This is a genomic window from Rhodococcus sp. ARC_M12 (assembly GCF_022810385.1).
GTDB lineage: Bacteria > Actinomycetota > Actinomycetes > Mycobacteriales > Mycobacteriaceae > Rhodococcoides > Rhodococcoides navarretei.
This window is the reverse complement of sequence record NZ_JALGQI010000008.1, coordinates 94,481-110,735: the sequence shown is the minus strand read 5'-3', so window position 1 is coordinate 110,735 and position 16,255 is coordinate 94,481. Positions and strand designations below refer to the sequence as shown.

Sequence of the window (16,255 nt, the reverse complement as noted above, 5' to 3'; positions counted from 1 at the left end):
GAGGAGCGAGGCGCACGACCGGGTGTCGACAACCAACTTACTCGCCAGTAAGATGAAACTCCACCAGGGCCTTTTTCGACGATGTTTGGAGACGTCAGTGACAAGCAAGCAGCTACGACCGGTCGCAATCGTCGGTGGCAACCGCATTCCTTTCGCGCGCTCCGACAAGAAGTACGCGCTGGCGTCCAACCAGGACATGCTCACCGCGACCATCGACGGGCTGGTCTCGCGATTCGGTCTGCAGGGCGAGCGCCTGGGCCTCGTCGCCGCCGGTGCCGTGCTCAAGCATTCACGCGATTTCAACCTCACCCGCGAGGTCGTACTCGGTAGCGCGTTGAGCCCGTACACCCCGGCCTTCGACATCCAGCAGGCCTGCGGCACCGGTCTTCAGTCGATCATCGCCGTCGGCGACGCGATCGCCTCGGGCCGTATCGACGCAGGCATCGGTGGCGGTGTCGACACCACGTCCGACGCCCCAATCGGTGTCAATGACGAACTGCGCGAGTTCCTGCTGTCGCTGAACCGGGCCAAGAGCACAACCGACCGCATCAAGCTCCTCGGAAACGTCCGTCCCGGCATGCTCGGCATCGAGATCCCGCGCAACGGCGAGCCGCGCACCGGCCTGTCGATGGGTGACCACGCCGCCATCACCGCCAAGGAATTCGGCGTCCGCCGCGAGGACCAGGACGAGCTGGCCGCAGCGAGCCACAAGAACATGGCGGCGGCATACGACCGCGGCTTCTTCGACGACCTGGTGACGCCGTTCCTCGGCCTGACTCGCGATGACAACCTGCGTCCGGGATCGACCGTCGAGAAGCTCGCGACGCTCAAGCCGGTCTTCGGAACCAAGCTGGGCGACGCCACCATGACGGCCGGTAACTCGACGCCGCTCACCGACGGCGCGTCGGCCGCTCTGTTGTCGAGCGACGAGTGGGCTGCCGAGCGCAACCTGCCGGTACTGGCACATCTGGTCGATTCCGAGACCGCGGCAGTCGATTACGTGCACGGCAACGGCTCGTTCAAGGACGGACTGCTGATGGCTCCGACCTACGCGATTCCGCGTCTGCTCGCGCGCAACGGCCTGACGTTGCAGGACTTCGACTACTACGAGATCCACGAGGCGTTCGCTTCGGTGGTGCTCGCAACTCTGCAGGCCTTCGAGAGTGACGAGTACTGCAAGGAGCGTCTGGGACTCGACGCGGCGCTCGGTTCCATCGACCGCAGCAAGCTCAACGTCAACGGCTCCTCGCTCGCCGCCGGTCACCCGTTCGCCGCCACCGGCGGACGCATCGTGGCGTCGCTGGCGAAGATGCTGGCCGAGAAGGGCTCGGGCCGTGGCCTGATCTCGATCTGCGCGGCCGGTGGCCAGGGTGTCACCGCCATCATCGAGCGCTGACCACTTGCAGCTTCGGCTGCTCACGATCCGGGGGACAGAGGGGTCGGCGGATCCGGTAATCGAGGGGTTTCCGGATCTGTCGACCACCACGTGGAAAAGGGGCACGCATACCTATGCGTGCCCCTTTTTTGTGTGCGATCAGCCCGGTATGCCGCTTTCCGGTGGCGTCGATTCCTCGCCGGTGTACTCCTCGACGGCCGAATCACCGATGTCGGTCTGCAGCACCGGAGTCAGGTACTCGGGTACGCCTTCGCGGATCTGGAAGACACTGGCTCCGGAGATTCCGAGGTGGCTTTCTTCCGAGTATCGGAACGGGGCCAACTGCGGTCCCTCGAAGTCCATTCCGCCGTCCTGAATGGCTGCGACGATGCCTTCACGGGTGGGGTTCTCGCCCGCGGCTTCGAGTGCTTGCACGAATGCGTACGCCTGGCTCAGACCGTAGATGCGGTAGTTGGTCAGTGGGTCACCGGTTCCGTTCTCGGCCCAGACCTTCTGCCACAGTTGGGTCCACGGATTCTCCGGCGAGTCGACGCCGGGGATGTACTCCAGTGAGATCATGCCTTCGAGCGACTGCGCGCCGTCGGTGACCGCACCCTGGGAGAATCGTCCGAGCAGGGAGCCGACGAGGTCGACGTCGGAACCGATCGAGCTGTAGAACCACTCGGGGTCGTAGTTGAGCCGCATGGCTGTCAGCTGGCTCAGGGCGGTGTACGAGGGAACGTTGAAGCCGAGGATCAGATCTGCTCCGGCACCTTGCAGGGCCGCGATCTGAGGTGCGACGTCGGTGTTGCCCGAGGTGTATCGCACGACCTCGACGATCTGATCGTCGAGATACTGGCGCACCGCCTCTTCGCTGTCGCGGCCGAGGTCGTCGTCCTGGAGGAACAGTCCGACCTTGGCGTCGGGCCGGTTCTTCGTCACCCAGTCACCGATGATCTTGCCCTCGACCTGGTAGTCGGGCTGCCAGCCGAAGGTGTTGGGGTACTTCTCGGGATCGTTGCCCCACATGATCGCGCCGGAGGAGACGAAGAGATCGGGTACGCCCTCCTCGTTGAGGAAGTCGATGACCGCGCTGTGGGTCGCCGTGCCGAGTCCGCCGACGACGGCGAACACCTCGTCCTGCAGGACGAGTTCGTTGACGACCTGGGTGGTGGTCGTCGGATCGTAGGAGTCGTCGCGAACCACGTACTCGATCTGCCTGCCGTTGATGCCGCCTGCGGCATTGACGTAGTCGAAGTAAGCCTGTGCGCCCGTGGGGATTTCGCTGTATCCGGGCGCTGCTACCCCGGTCAACGGGAAGTGGGCACCGATCTTCACCGAGGTGTCGGTGATGCCGACCGTCGACCCTTCCGATGATTCCGTCGCCTCGTCTCGGCCACCTGCACCGCACGCTGCGGCCAACGAGACGACGGCGACGAGCGCGGTCGTTCTGAACGCCACCGATCCGAACTTTTTCATTTCATTCCTTTTCTGGTTGTCCGTAACTTGCGATACGTGCCCACCAAACCCAGTGGGGCGAACAGGATGACGAGGACGGTGAAGATTCCGGTCACCAGTGGTGCGAGTTCGGCGGATTGCAGACTGCTCAGCCCGAGATCGAGCCCGAGGTTGGTGACGACCGGTGGGATGTACGTCAGCAGCAGTGCTCCGATCAGTGCTCCGGACAGGGTGCCGAGCCCACCGATGACGACGGCGGAGAGCAGCGTCAGTGACAGGGTCAGCGTGAATCCGCTCGGTGCCGCGATTCGTGCCGACATCGCGAGAACCGCGCCGCCCGCGCCCGCGCAGGCCGCGCTGACGACGAACGCGAGGATGCGTGCACGCCCGAGGTCGATACCGGACAACTCGGCGGCAACTTCGTCGTCTCGAACGGCCCGCCAGCGACGTCCTATTCGACTCGACGAGACGTTCGCCAGCAGGAAGAACACGAGGACGAGCAGTATCCAGCTGACGTAGGCGACGAACTTGGTGCCACTGAGCTCGTTTCCGGTGACGAAGAACATCATGTCGTCGATCAGCTTCGGCACTTCCGGTGCCGGGACGACCAGTCCCTGTTCGCCGCCGAGGTAGTCCGAGAAGTACAGGGCCAGGCCAGGAACGGCGACCGCGAGCGCGAGCGTCGCACCGGCCAGGTACGGCCCGTGCAGTCGGGCGGCGGCAACGCCCACCACGACGCCCACCACGGCCGAGATCACGGTGGCGGCGAGCAGCACGAGGGGTACCGACCACCCAGAATCATTGGCCCGCAACATCAGCGCCGCGGTGTACGCACCGACCGCCATGAACGCACCGTGCCCGAGCGAGAGTTGGCCGCTCAGCCCGGTCAGCACCGTCAGTCCGCCGGCCGCGATGGCCAGGTAGGCGACCGAGGTGAGTTGGCTCTGACGAAAGGTGCTCAGCGACTCGAGCGCCAGCACGATGACAACGAGACCGATGACAGCGCAGAGGAAATGGCGTCGTACCGGGGTGGCGGCGAGGCGAGTGAGAGTTGCGTTCATGTCACACCCTCCTGGCCGCTGCGCTGGCGAACAACCCGCTCGGTCGCACCAGCAGGACGACGATCAGGATCACCAAGGCCGCGCTGGACACCAGATCCTGGCCGAGGTAACCACTGACGAAACTGAGCCCGATGCCCATCAGCAGGCCGCCGACCACTGCACCCGCCGGACTGTCCAGGCCACCGAGAACCGCTGCGACGAAACCGAATACGACGATCGAGTCCATGTAGCCCGGATGCACCAGTGAGCCGCCCGCAATGAGCAGACCGGCCAGCGATCCGACCACTGCGGCCAGAGCCCAACCGAGCGTGAGCATTCGGCTCACCCGTACGCCGAGCAGTTTGGCGACTTCCTGCTCGAATGCGCTCGCCCGCATCTTCAATCCCAGGTCGGTGAATCGGAAGAGCAGAATCAGCAAGCCCAGGACCACCAGGACGGCGACGATCTTGAAGATGTCGTACCCGGTCAACGCCACGTTCACGTCGCCGATCCGCTGCCCTGTGAGTCCGAACGGTGCTGGGAAGGAACGGAATTGGTTGCCGAAGACGATGGCGGCCACAGCATGGATGATGATGAACAGCCCGAGCGTGAGAATGACCGGGTTGATGTGCGACGAGCTGTCGACGAATCTGATGACGAGTCGCTCCGTCAAGGCTCCCAGCAGCAGGCCGCACAGGAGCGCGACTCCGAATCCGATCCAGTACGAATAGCCGGCGTCGATGACGACCAGTGCCACGTACGTGGTGATCATGGCCATCGGGGCCTGGGCGAAGTTGACGATGCGTGTCGATCGCCAGATGAGTACGAGGGCCAGCGCGAAGGCGGCATAGATCATGCCTGTCGTCACGCCGTTGATGAGGATGGTGAGCAGTTGTTGCACTGTGGCAGGCGTCCTTTCGGCTTGCTCTAGAACCCGAGATAGGCGTGTCGGAGGGCGTCGTCGCCGGCCAACGAGTCGGCGGGACCTTCGACCGCGACCTTGCCCAGATCCAGGACGACGGCGTGTTCGGCGATCGACAGCGCGCTGCGGGCGTTCTGTTCGACAAGCACGACGGTCATCGATTCGGAGTCGACGAGCGCACGCAGCGTCTCGAATATCTGCGCTGCGACTTTCGGTGCGAGCCCGAGGGACGGCTCGTCGAGCAGAAGAACCGACGGGGTCGCCATCAGTGCTCGACCGATCACGAGCATCTGCCGCTCGCCGCCGGACAGGGTGTGTGCGGAGGACGCCCGACGACCGGTCAGGGGCGGAAACATGTCGTAGATCCGGTCGAGGCTGACAGCGTCGTGACTTCGGTTGCGGCCCAGAGCGCCGAGCCGAAGATTCTCGTCGACGGTCAGTTCGGCTATCACCCCTCGGCCTTCCGGAACGTGCGCGAGCCCTTTGCGAGACAGGCGATCCGGTGCAACACCGACGATGTCGGCTCCAGCGAGTTCGATCCGTCCCGACACCGGTTTCAGCAGTCCCGAGATCGTGCGAAGCAAGGTCGTCTTTCCTGCTCCGTTCGCGCCGAGAACGGCAGTGATCGCCCCGGCCGTGACGGTCATCGACACCGAATCGAGGGCGGTGACGGGTCCGTATCGAACGGTCAGGTCGGTGACGGTCAGGTGCGCAGCGTCAGTCTTCATGAGCCACGTCGTTTCCGAGATACGCCGCGAGCACGGCGGGATCCTCGCGAATCTGATCGGGCGTTCCCTGGGCGATGACCTTGCCGAAGTCCAGTACGTAGATCCGATCGCACACGCTCATGACGAGGTCCATGTGGTGCTCGACGAGCATGACCGACGTTGCCGGTCTCTCTGGGTGAGAATCGGTGGAATGTGCTGCGAGAGAGCGAATCTCGTCGCCGAGTTCGCTCATCTCGTCACTGGACAGTCCCGATGCGGGTTCGTCGAGCAGGAGCAGTGTCGGTTCGCTGACCAGAGCGCGTGCCAGCGCGACGCGTTTGCGCACCGCATACGGCAGGCTCGGCGGCAAGCGGTGGGCGTAGTCGTCGATTCGCAGTCGCTGCAGAGTGGCCATCGCGGTGGCGCGTACCGCCGCATCGTCGGTGGCACTCGACGGTAGGCCGAGGAGACCGGCGAGGATGCCGGTACGAGCCGTGCGGTCGGCTCCGACCATGACGTTGTCCAGAACGGTCATCCGGTCGAACAGTCCGAGTCCCTGCAGCGTCCGGCTCATACCGAGGCGGGGCAGGTCGTGCGGACGTAGGCGGGTCAACGTTTCGCCGTGTCGGCCGAGCGTTCCCGAGCGGGGACGGACGAGCCCGCAGGCAACGTTGAACAACGTCGTTTTGCCTGCCCCATTGGGTCCGATGACGCCGAGGACTTCGCCGGGTCGCACGTCGATGCTGACTCCTGAGAGCGCGACGATACCGCCGAACGCCACCTCGACGTCCGTCATGCTGAGAACCGGATCCATCGTGTCGAGAGAGTTCAAGTGATGCACCTCACAATCTGTTGCGTTCACTATGGTGCGTCCCGCACAACGGGCGATATGGGCGCTGCGCACAGAATGTTTGGGTCCCAGGGCACCAGTACCGGTCAAATCACCCTGGGATGTGGGCTCAATGCGCAAAACTGTGCGGGTGGGTGCTCCCGACGGTCGACGTGTATCGACGCGGTCGGCTGCCCGCGGAGCAGTGACGGACTCCGATCAGGAGAAGATTCGAAACGCATGGGCGGCTCTGACGCCGCGTGCGGATTCGATCGCCGACTCGATCACGCTGGCGTTGATCGAGCAGGAGCCGGCGTACCTGGCCAGTTCCACTCCGGACATCGCAGGCGAGATTCGTCGCAGCACCCGCGAGCACATCAATCAAGGTCTGCGCACGCTGTCGGGGTTGTCCACCGCAGGCGACAACGCGCGCGAGGTGTGGCGTCGCACCGGCCGGGAGCGCGCACGCCAAGGGATTCCGATGGAGCTGGTACTCAAGGCGTACACCCTCGGTAGCCGGACGCTGTGGGAGGAGCTGATGCTCGAGCGCGAGCAGCGTCGCACCAGCATCGACGAACATCTGTTGCTGGCTGCGGGTCGGCAGTTGTGGCGCGCGCTCGACAGTCAATACGAGACTCTGGTCGAGGCGTACCGGCAGGAAAGCGCCCGAATGCAGCAGCGCGACCTCGCCAACGTTCTGGTGATTCTCGACGGCCTTCGATCGGGGCGTGGCGGTGATCCGGCGTTCGTCATCGAAGCACGTGCCACCCTTGGCCTTTCGGCATCGCAGCAGATCGCGTGCGTGGTCGGTCCGCTCGACGATCAGGGGTCACCTCCGCTCCCGGCACCCGAGGACGCGTTGGACCAGATCGGCGCGGTCTCGCATTGGAACACCAGGGACGGCCACCAGTTCGCGCTCGTCGCACTCGGAACGGGATCGTGGAACTCCGTCGTCGACGCCCTCGCTGCTCGGGCCGTCGGGCCTGTCGGGGTCGCGCATTCGCCGGAGGGCGTGTCGTCGTTCGCGGCGGCGTATCGCCTGGCAGCGTTGACGGCCGAGACCATCACCGAGGACAGCGGCGTGGCATTGGCCACGGATCGACTGCCGCGCGTGATCATGGCGGCCGACGATCAGTCCTCGGAATTGTTGGTGCGCCACGCGCTGGGCAATTTGTGGACGCACCCCGAACCGCATCGAGAAACGCTGCTCGACACTCTGGCCCACATGCTCGCGTCCGACGGTTCGCCCACCAATGCCGCCAAGGCGTTGTACTGCCACCGAAACACCGTGATCTACCGGGTCCATCGAATCGAGGAGTTGACCGGTCACGATCTGACCGATCCACGAGATCGGCTGCTGCTCACTCTCGCGCTGGTCAGGACGGGTCATTGGGCTCGGGCCGTCGGGCAAGGGGACAGTTCGACGCCTCGGGCGTCATTCAACCGAATGAATTGACGAGACAATTTTCGAGTCGGTGTAACGAAGGACCGGGGTCCGCTTATATTCCCAGTGGCTCCGCACTGCTGCCTGACCCCCGACCCGGCAGCAGCGCGGAGCCTTTCTCGTTACCGGTGACGACGGTCTCCGAATGAGCGCCACCGTTCGGTTTGCGTAAGCTCGTGCGCGGGGTACGCCACGCAGAAGGGCGGATCGACAACCAACGGTGGTCCTGGAAGGGTCGAACGTGAGCGAGGGCAAGAGTAGGTCGGGTGACGCGCCCGAGGGTGCCGAACCGAAACCCGACGTACCGCCGTACGACGCTCCCACCGAGGTCTTCGGGGCACTCCGCGACGGGGCCGACGGCTCGAAGCAGGCACCCGAGGCGGAGCAATCGTCCGAGGTGCAGGCCGAGTCCGAGGTGGGGGCCGAGTCCGAGGTGGAAACCGAGGCCGAGCAGCCTTCCGGCGCCGAAACCGATGTCGACGAGCCCGGGTCGGTCGAGGCTGGGTCGGTCGGTGGAGATTCGGTCGCGGCAAATCCGGTCGTCGACGATGCCGAGGCCACCGAAGCCCACGCAGCTGCAGTCGACTCGGGGGACGCCGAGACCGATCCGATCACGGACCAGCAGCCGCCGCCCGCAGCCGACGAATCGCCTACCGTCGCGCAGCCTGTAATTCCTGCTGACACGGATGCTCCTACTGAGACAGATGTTTCTCCCCGACCCGAGTCGCCGGTCCAGCCCCCCGTGGTTCCGCCGGAGGACGACTCGCAGCCCAGCGATGGGTCCAAATTCGTGCCGCCGTGGCGGAAGATCGCCATCGGGACCGGCGCGGTGGTTGCCGTTCTGGCCCTGTTGTACGCGGCGGACTGGATCACCTCGAGCGACCGCGTGCCCCGCGGCGTGACCGTCGCCGGAATCGAGGTGGGCGGTAAGAGCCACTCCGACGCCGAAGCGCTTCTGCGCTCCGAGTTGGGTGCGCGTGCCGAGCAGCCCGTACTGGTCGACGTCGGCGACCGGCAGGTCGAGGTACTCCCCGCCGCTGCCGGCCTCGGTGTGGATTGGAATGCGACGCTCGACCGTGCGGGGTCGCAGCCGATCAACCCGATCACTCGTCTGACGTCGCTGTTCGGCAGCCGCGAGATCGGTGTCGTCTCTACTACGGACGAGCAGGCACTCACCGCTGCCGTGGACGGACTGCGCGCCGAGACCGATCGCGCGCCCGTCGAAGGCGACGTCGTGTTCGACGGCGGCACCCCGATCGCCGTCGCACCACTGTCCGGCCGCGACCTGGACGCCGACGGGACACGTCGAAACTTGCAGACCGAATGGGCCTCGGGCGCAACGGAAGTGGTATACGAATCCACACCCGTCACGGTCACGCAGGACGCGGTGGATCGCGCCTTCGCCGACATCGCCGTTCCCGCGGTCGAGGCACCGGTGATCGTGTCCGGTCGGCAGGACGTCGATGCGACTCTGCCGACGGATCGGGTGGGCGAGGTTCTGCGTTTCGACCCGGACGGCCAGGGCGGGTTGACGCCGATCTACGACACCGACGTGGCCACCGGCCTTCTCGCGCCGCAACTGGTGCGCACCGAAGTGCCGCCGAAGGACGCGTCGTTCACCTTCTCCGGGGGTGCGCCGACCGTCGTCCCCGGTGAAATGGGGGAGTTGGTGGAGTGGCGCAAGACCCTTGAGCAACTACCCGCGCTGCTGTCTGCGGACGGGCCCCGCACCACCGAGGCGATCTACGAACCGGCTCCGCCCGCTCTCACCACCGAGGACGCGCAGAATCTCGGTGTGCGAGAAGTGATTGCCGAATACACGACCGGTGGGTTCGAGTACGCGTCGGGCGTCAATATCGGGCTCACGGCGGACATCGTCAACGGTGCGCTCGTGAAGCCGAAGGAAACGTTCTCGCTCAACGGATACACCGGCCCGCGAGGTACTGCGCAGGGCTTCGTGGAGTCCGGGATCATCGACAACGGCCGACCCGATCGTGCCGTCGGCGGTGGCATCAGCCAGTTCGCGACCACGCTGTACAACGCGTCGTACTTCGCAGGCATGGAAGACACCGACCACACCGAGCACAGTTACTACATCAGCCGGTACCCCGAGGCGCGTGAAGCGACGGTCTTCGAAGGTGCCATCGACCTGAAGTTCACCAACCCGAACGACACCGGCGTGGTGATCCAGTCGTTCGCCGATTCCTCCAGCGTCACCGTTCGGCTGTGGGGAACGAAGACGGTCGACGTCGAATCGATCACCGGTTCGCGCACCAATTTCACGTCACCGAACACCGTGACACTGCCCGCCGGTGACGGCTGCGTCGCGTCCGGTGGAGGCCAAGGATTCACCGCCAGCGATACCAGGGTGATCAGCGACGCGGCGTCGGGCCGGGAAATTTCGCGGAACACCAGGACGGTGAAGTACGACCCGATTCCTATCGTGAGGTGCGTCGAGCCCGATCGCCCGGATCCCGCTCCGGACCGCGCGGCAGATCCGGACCCGGATCCGGAGCCGGGCGACGACGAGTGACGCCGCACGCGCGATGGTGGCGTTCCGATCACGTCGATTCGGACTGTGGCGTCGCCGCCCGATCGGGTGTTTGCTTGCAGTAAGTGTCCGCTCGGCAGAACTGTGCCCACGCGGGGTGCACCACGAGATCGAAAGGGAGCTTCGTCCATGACGCTCACACGTACCGTCCTCGATCAGCAGACGCTTCGTGAGGCGTACGCGCAGTTCCCGAGCGGCGTCGTCGCGATCGCCGCGAAGATGGACGGCGTTCTGGTCGGCCTGGCCGCCAGCAGCTTCGTATCGGTGTCCATCGATCCGCCACTCGTCGCGGTGTGCATCCAGAATACGTCGACGACCTGGCCGAAACTCGAATTGGCACCCAGCATCGGAGTCAGCGTTCTCGGCGAGGCGCACAACGACGCCGTCCGCACGCTGGCGGCCAAAACTGGCGACCGATTCGCCGGTCTCGATCTCACCATCACCGATGGGGGAGCAGCCTTCATCGTCGGGGCCACTGCATGGTTGGACACCACCATCGAGCAGCAAATCCCGGCGGGTGACCACGCAATAGTGCTGCTGCGCATACATTCCCTGGACGTGCAGAGTGAAGTGAATCCAATCGTGTTCCACGGCAGCAAGTTCCGCAAACTTCAGCAATAGCGGCTGCTCGACTACGCTTCGCCGGTTCGGCCCCTTTTGGCTCCTGCTCGGCCCCGTCCTGCCCTGCCCTGCTCGGCTCCCGCCCGTGCGGCTCCCTGCTTGGCTCCAGTTCGGCTCCCTGCTCGGCTTCAGTTCGGCCCCTGCTCGGCTCTGCCCGTGCGGCTCCCCGTCTTCGCAAACGCGCGCGCACTTGCTGAACGCGCGCGAAATAGGTGGCGAATCCGCGCAATTCTGACAAATGCGCGCGCGTTTGCGAGATCGAGACCAGAACCAGGCCGGACAACTGGTACGTCCGTACCTGTATTCATCCACAGGCCCCGAGTAGTGCACAGACGGCCGCTTCTGGGGTCGAACCGGCCGGCGTATGGCCGAGACTCGAAGAATGAAAGACGACCGAATGGTGCGACGCACGGAGGCCTTGGCAAATGGGTTCGCGGATCACGAGTTGCGTGCCCTGTACGAGCGAGGGGGATGGGTGCGGCTGGTCAACGGCGTCTATGTTCCGTCGTCGAGGTTGGCCGAGTTGTCGGAGCACGAGCGGCACCGGCTTCTCATCGATGCGATCCTGCCGACAATCTCGGGGGACCACGTCGTCAGTCATCGTTCGGCCGCCCTGCTGCACGGGTTACCTTTGCCGACAGGAGGATTCGACAAAGTTCACGTCACTCGCAATCGCCATGGCGGAGGTCGGAAGAACTCGGCAATAATCGTCCACTGTGCGCCATCAGGACTGAGGGTGATGCTCGACGGTATCGCGGTGACATCGTTGGCTCGGACGGTGGTCGATCTCGGCCGTACCGAGACGACGTTGTCGGCGGTGATCGCCGGTGATGCAGCCCTGAAAAGTTGTGACCCAGACGAGATCGACGCCGAGCTGCGCGGCGCTCGAGGATGGAAGGGGGTGGCTCGAGCGCGACGGGCTGTCCGACTGATGGACGGCCGTAGCGACAGTCCGGGCGAGTCCCAAAGCCGAATCATACTGTGCGAGGCAGGTTTCTACCCAGAACCACAAGTGGAGATCTACGACGACGACGGGAACTTCGTGGCACGCATCGACTGGCTGATCAACGGCATCGTCGTCGCCGAATTCGATGGCAAGCTCAAGTACACCGGTTATCTGCAGCCAAACGAGAGTCCCGGCGACGTGGTGTTCAAGGAAAAGCTGCGGGAGGACGAGATACGCGAACTCGGCTATCCAGTGGTGCGCTGGACGTGGGCGGATCTGGCCCGTCCGGAGGAGTTGTCGGCGAGGATATCCCGCGCGTTGAAGCGGGCTGCGGCCTCCCGATGCCGCGAGGGAGTGTGCTGAGTACGTCCTGCAGGCCGCAAACGCGCGCGCATTTGCCGAACGCGAGCGAAATTGCCTGAGAATCCGCGCAATTCTGACAAATGCGCGCGCGTTTGCGACGGCCGGGGCTCGCAACGCCGCACCCCCAACAAATGCGCGCGCGTTTGCGGCGACCCGGGGGCCAGCAACGCCGCACCCCCAACAAATGCGCGCGCGTTTGCGGCAACCCGGGGCCGGCAACCCACACCCGGCATGCAATGAACAACGGCCGCACTCGAAAACGAGTGCGGCCGTTGAGATGTCAGGGAATCAGAATGCTGCTTCGTCCAGTTCCATGATGTCGTTGTCGATGTTGGTGAGGATTGCTCGCGTCGCGGTGAGCTGCGGGAGGATGTTCTTGGCGAAGAACGATGCGACGGCGATCTTGCCCTCGTAGAACGCCTTCTCCTTGCCCTCTGCGCCGTTGTCGAGTGCAGTGATGGCGATTTCGGACTGACGCAGCAGCAACCAGCCAATGAGCAGGTCGCCGAAGCCCATGAGGAAGCGCACCGATGCCAGGCCGACCTTGTACAGCTCGGTGGGCTGGTCCTGTGCGCCCATGAGGTGCTGGGTCATCGAGGTGACGATGGCCTGCACGTCTTCGAGTGCGGTGGCGAGCAGTGCACGCTCGGCCTTGAGGCGTCCGTTTCCTGCTTCGCTGTCGATGAACGACTTGATCTGTCCGGCAACGTGAGCCAGCGCTACGCCGCGGTCGCGGGCGATCTTGCGGAAGAAGAAGTCCTGCGCCTGGATGGCGGTGGTGCCTTCGTACAGCGAGTCGATCTTGGCGTCGCGGATGTACTGCTCGACGGGGTAGTCCTGCAGGAAGCCGGAGCCGCCGAAGGTCTGCAGCGATTCGGCCAGCACCTGGTAGGCGATCTCCGATCCGACGCCCTTGACGATGGGCAGCAGCAGATCGTTGACGCGGTAGGCGATGTCTTCGTCGGCGTCCGAGACCTGCTTGGCGGTGATCGGGTCCTGGTGTGCGGCGGTGTAGAGGTACACCGCGCGCAGGCCCTCGGAGTACGCCTTCTGCATCATCAGGCTGCGACGCACGTCGGGGTGGTGCGTGATGGTGACACGCGGTGCAGTCTTGTCGGTCATCTGCGTCAGGTCTGCGCCCTGGACGCGCTCCTTGGCGTACTCGAGTGCGTTGAGGTAGCCGGTGGAGAGTGTGCCGATTGCCTTGGTGCCGACCATCATTCGTGCGTGCTCGATGACGTCGAACATCTGCGCGATGCCCTTGTGGACCTCGCCGACGAGCCAGCCCTTGGCGGGAACGCCGTGGCCACCGAAGGTGAGTTCACAGGTGGCGGAGGCCTTGAGGCCCATCTTGTGCTCGACGCCGGTGACGAATGCGCCGTTGCGCTCGCCCAATTCGCCCTTCTCGAAGTCGAAGAGGACGGACGGTACGAAGAACAGGCTCAGACCCTTGGTGCCCGGTCCGGCACCTTCGGGGCGGGCGAGTACGAGGTGGAAGATGTTCTCGAACAGGTCGTCGGAGACGGCCGAGGTGATGAAGCGCTTGACGCCCTCGATGTGCCAGGAGCCGTCGTCCTGCTTGATCGCCTTGGTGCGACCTGCGCCGACGTCGGATCCGGCGTCGGGCTCGGTGAGGACCATCGTGGCACCCCAGCTGCGTTCGACGGCGACCTTGGCCCATTCCTTCTGCTCGTCGGTTCCGTTGTGGAACAGGATGTTCGCGAAGCCGGGGCCGGCGGAGTACATGAACGCTGCGGGCTGCGAGCCGAGGAGCATCTCGTTGATGCCCCACAGGAGGTTGCGCGGGGCAGGCATGCCGCCGATTTCCTCGTCGAGGCCGACGCGCCACCACTCACCGTCGGCAAGGGCCTTGTAGGACTTCTTGAAGGATTCGGGAAGCTTCAGGCTGTGGGTCTCGGGATCGAAGACCGGGGGGTTGCGGTCGGCGTCCGCGAAGGACTCGGCCAGCGGGCCCTCGGCCAGGCGCACTACCTCGCGCAGCATGTCACGGGCTACTTCACCGTCCATGTCGCCGAAGTTGTCGCCCTCGAGTGTCTCGTCGAGTCCGAACATCTCGAAGAGGTTGAATTCGAGGTCCCGGAGGTTGCTCTTGTAATGGCCCATTGCTCGTTCGCTCTCCAGTCGGTGGTGCGGTCTCGTGAGTACCGCCCAAGTTAGCTACTCGTCGGTAACTTAACGGATATTACCCCCGATCGGTTCCGCTGCCAAGGGCGGACCTACTCGCGAGTAATAGAGCGTCGACGGCTGTGCCGCCGGTCACGTCGCGGTAGCGGTTCTCGGCGGTGAGGATGGTCAGCCGAGAACCGATGTCCGACGCCAAATCCTCTGGCGTGTAGAGGATTTCGGGTTCCTGTGGGCCCCCGGTGCCGGACTCGATGTTTGCGGAGTGGTGTCCGAGAATCATGAGGATTCCATCAGGTTTCAACGCTGACACCGCCGTCGTGACCGCCGCGCGACGCGCGTCCGGCGGCAGATGGAGGTAGAACATGAGAACCAGGTCATAGTTCGGCGATGGTGACAACTGCGTCACATCGGCGTGGACCCAGGTCAAGCGATCGCGCACCGACCGCGGTGCCGAAGCCGCCACGTCATTCGCCCTCGTCGAGGCCACCGAGGAGAAATCGACCGCGTCGACGGTCCAGCCACGGGTTGCCAACCAGATGGCGTTTCGACCCTGGCCCGACGCGAGATCCAGTGCGCGACCGCGTTTCAGCGTTGTCGCGACCTCGACCAACGTCGCGTTCGGTGCCTCGCCGTAGACGAGTCGTCGGCCTTCGTACTTGCGATCCCAGTCTGCGGCGTCCACCTCGGGAAGCCTAGTGGGAGCTGTTACAGCGTCGCGCGCAGCAGCAACACGTTGTAGTTCTGATACACCGTCGCCAGGAAGTACAGATCGCGTCCGGTCGAGTACGGGTGGATGTACGGCGCGTAGATCGAGCTGACCTCGCGAGTATCGACCAGAACCTCCGGCGGGCTCCACGGCCCGACCGGCGAGGGCGAGCGCCGCAGCACGATCGAGTTGGCGTTGTCGGTGGTCACCATCAGGTACTGCCCGAGAGTGGCGTTGTACGCGACGGAGAGCTCGCCGACGCCGTCGACGATGGGCGCTGCCGCTGCCGGGTCGCCCTTCTTCCAGTCCTGGCCGGTCCAGTACTCGTATTCTCCGAGCTTCGCGATGTCCTGTTCCTTGACGCGAGCGATGTGGCCGAGGTTGAAGCGGCCGGGCGGAGTGCCGTACTGGTAGACGTATCCGCCGTCCTTCAGATAGGCGCTCTGCTGAAAGTTGCGGTCGCCGCCGACGCTGGGGCGCTGAGTGTCGGGCAGTGCTGCCCAGTTCTCCCCGTTGTCGTTGGAGACCGCCAAGCCGGAGAAATTGGTTTCCCAGGTTCCGGCGGGGCCCCAGTTCTTCACCGACATCAGGTTCAGGTACTGACTGTCGCCGACGGCCACCCCGGCCGTCGGAATCCTGCTGATCTCCACGAACGGGATCTTGGGGCTGGGGACGACCTCTTTGGTCTGGCCGAGAGGGTCGAGGACGACGCTGTCGAAGTTCATGCCGTCGGCGAGGTTGCGGTCGTTGCTGCGCACGATGGCGTTGCTTCGCCACGACCAGAGGCTGCCCTGCAGCAGGTTGGGTACGCCGAGTCCGGCGGTGTCGCCGAATGCCGTCAACACTTCGCCGCGGCCGTTGTCCCACATGATGCCGAGATCGGTGCCGATCATGTTGACGTTCTGCGTGTTGTTGGGACTCGACATCCCGGTTACCTGCGCGACGGCCTGGGCTCGACCGTGCAGCTGCGGCAGCCCGAACGTGCCGTTCAGCCCGGCGATGGGATTGACCGCATTGGGATTGGCGAGCGCGTTGGGCGCTGTGACCAGCAAGGATGCTGCAACGGCCACGGTGGCAACGGTCAATACTCTGGAACCCACGCGACTCACGACGTTCTCCCCGATTTCGATTCCACTCCCCGGTAACCG

13 protein-coding genes are annotated in these 16,255 nt (G+C 64.7%); 5 read left to right on the top strand and 8 right to left on the bottom strand.

The window, feature by feature from the left end; all coding sequences use genetic code 11:
- The first annotated feature begins 52 nt into the window (after nt 1-52).
- Nucleotides 53-1,396, top strand: coding sequence for an acetyl-CoA C-acetyltransferase (locus tag MTX35_RS12135; RefSeq protein ID WP_121871259.1), 1,344 nt, complete (start codon nt 53-55; stop codon nt 1,394-1,396).
- Nucleotides 1,397-1,534: 138 nt separating this feature from the next.
- Here MTX35_RS12135 and MTX35_RS12130 read toward each other — a convergent pair whose 3' ends face one another.
- Genes MTX35_RS12130 through MTX35_RS12110 form a run of 5 tightly spaced genes read right to left on the bottom strand, consistent with a single transcriptional unit; the run spans nt 1,535 to nt 6,334 of the window.
- A complete protein-coding gene (locus tag MTX35_RS12130; protein ID WP_243595206.1) occupies nt 1,535-2,854 on the bottom strand; it encodes an ABC transporter substrate-binding protein in 1,320 nt (439 codons plus the stop codon).
- The gene (locus MTX35_RS12125) at nt 2,851-3,894 is read right to left on the bottom strand and encodes a branched-chain amino acid ABC transporter permease (protein WP_243595205.1); all 1,044 of its coding nucleotides are present in this window, start codon (nt 3,892-3,894) and stop codon (nt 2,851-2,853) included. Before MTX35_RS12125 ends, MTX35_RS12130 begins: the two co-directional genes overlap by 4 nt.
- A 1-nt stretch (nt 3,895) precedes the next feature.
- On the bottom strand, nt 3,896-4,774 hold the full coding sequence (locus MTX35_RS12120) for a branched-chain amino acid ABC transporter permease (protein WP_243595204.1): 879 nt from the start codon (nt 4,772-4,774) through the stop codon (nt 3,896-3,898).
- A 26-nt stretch (nt 4,775-4,800) separates the two neighbouring features.
- Complete coding sequence (locus MTX35_RS12115; protein WP_243595203.1) at nt 4,801-5,523, bottom strand: ABC transporter ATP-binding protein; 723 nt, start codon at nt 5,521-5,523, stop codon at nt 4,801-4,803.
- Nucleotides 5,513-6,334 carry an ABC transporter ATP-binding protein gene (locus MTX35_RS12110; protein WP_243595202.1) on the bottom strand — a complete coding sequence of 274 codons (822 nt, stop codon included), beginning with the start codon at nt 6,332-6,334 and terminating at the stop codon, nt 5,513-5,515. The genes MTX35_RS12115 and MTX35_RS12110 overlap by 11 nt, the downstream gene beginning before the upstream one ends.
- Nucleotides 6,335-6,482: 148 nt before the next feature.
- On the opposite strand from MTX35_RS12110, the gene MTX35_RS12105 reads away from it, so the two are divergent.
- From MTX35_RS12105 to MTX35_RS12090, 4 genes are all read left to right on the top strand, one after another.
- Nucleotides 6,483-7,787, top strand: coding sequence for a helix-turn-helix domain-containing protein (locus tag MTX35_RS12105; RefSeq protein ID WP_308198123.1), 1,305 nt, complete (start codon nt 6,483-6,485; stop codon nt 7,785-7,787).
- Between the two features lie 229 nt (nt 7,788-8,016).
- Entirely contained in the window at nt 8,017-10,308 is a 2,292-nt protein-coding gene (locus MTX35_RS12100; protein WP_243595200.1) for a VanW family protein, read from the top strand.
- A 147-nt stretch (nt 10,309-10,455) separates the two neighbouring features.
- Nucleotides 10,456-10,947 carry a flavin reductase family protein gene (locus MTX35_RS12095; RefSeq protein WP_243595199.1) on the top strand — a complete coding sequence of 164 codons (492 nt, stop codon included), beginning with the start codon at nt 10,456-10,458 and terminating at the stop codon, nt 10,945-10,947.
- Between the two features lie 382 nt (nt 10,948-11,329).
- Entirely contained in the window at nt 11,330-12,256 is a 927-nt protein-coding gene (locus MTX35_RS12090; RefSeq protein ID WP_243595198.1) for a hypothetical protein, read from the top strand.
- Between the two features lie 288 nt (nt 12,257-12,544).
- On the opposite strand, the gene MTX35_RS12085 is transcribed toward MTX35_RS12090, so the two are convergent.
- From MTX35_RS12085 to MTX35_RS12075, 3 genes are all read right to left on the bottom strand, one after another.
- Nucleotides 12,545-14,380 carry an acyl-CoA dehydrogenase gene (locus tag MTX35_RS12085; protein ID WP_243595197.1) on the bottom strand — a complete coding sequence of 612 codons (1,836 nt, stop codon included), beginning with the start codon at nt 14,378-14,380 and terminating at the stop codon, nt 12,545-12,547.
- A gap of 79 nt (nt 14,381-14,459) precedes the next feature.
- Complete coding sequence (locus tag MTX35_RS12080; protein ID WP_243595196.1) at nt 14,460-15,083, bottom strand: class I SAM-dependent methyltransferase; 624 nt, start codon at nt 15,081-15,083, stop codon at nt 14,460-14,462.
- Nucleotides 15,084-15,106: 23 nt separating this feature from the next.
- Nucleotides 15,107-16,192, bottom strand: a complete 1,086-nt coding sequence (locus tag MTX35_RS12075) for a DUF4185 domain-containing protein (protein ID WP_279393072.1) — start codon at nt 16,190-16,192, stop codon at nt 15,107-15,109.
- Between the last annotated feature and the right edge of the window lie 63 nt (nt 16,193-16,255).

Bases quoted from the DNA above. Each gene is read 5' to 3' on its own strand.
- MTX35_RS12125 (WP_243595205.1), bottom strand. From the start codon at position 3,894: ATGAACGCAACTCTCACTCGCCTCGCCGCCACCCCGGTACGACGCCAT.
- MTX35_RS12090 (WP_243595198.1), top strand. From the start codon at position 11,330: ATGAAAGACGACCGAATGGTGCGACGCACGGAGGCCTTGGCAAATGGG.
- MTX35_RS12130 (WP_243595206.1), bottom strand. From the start codon at position 2,854: ATGAAAAAGTTCGGATCGGTGGCGTTCAGAACGACCGCGCTCGTCGCC.
- MTX35_RS12115 (WP_243595203.1), bottom strand. From the start codon at position 5,523: ATGAAGACTGACGCTGCGCACCTGACCGTCACCGACCTGACCGTTCGA.
- MTX35_RS12085 (WP_243595197.1), bottom strand. From the start codon at position 14,380: ATGGGCCATTACAAGAGCAACCTCCGGGACCTCGAATTCAACCTCTTC.
- MTX35_RS12095 (WP_243595199.1), top strand. From the start codon at position 10,456: ATGACGCTCACACGTACCGTCCTCGATCAGCAGACGCTTCGTGAGGCG.
- MTX35_RS12135 (WP_121871259.1), top strand. From the start codon at position 53: ATGAAACTCCACCAGGGCCTTTTTCGACGATGTTTGGAGACGTCAGTG.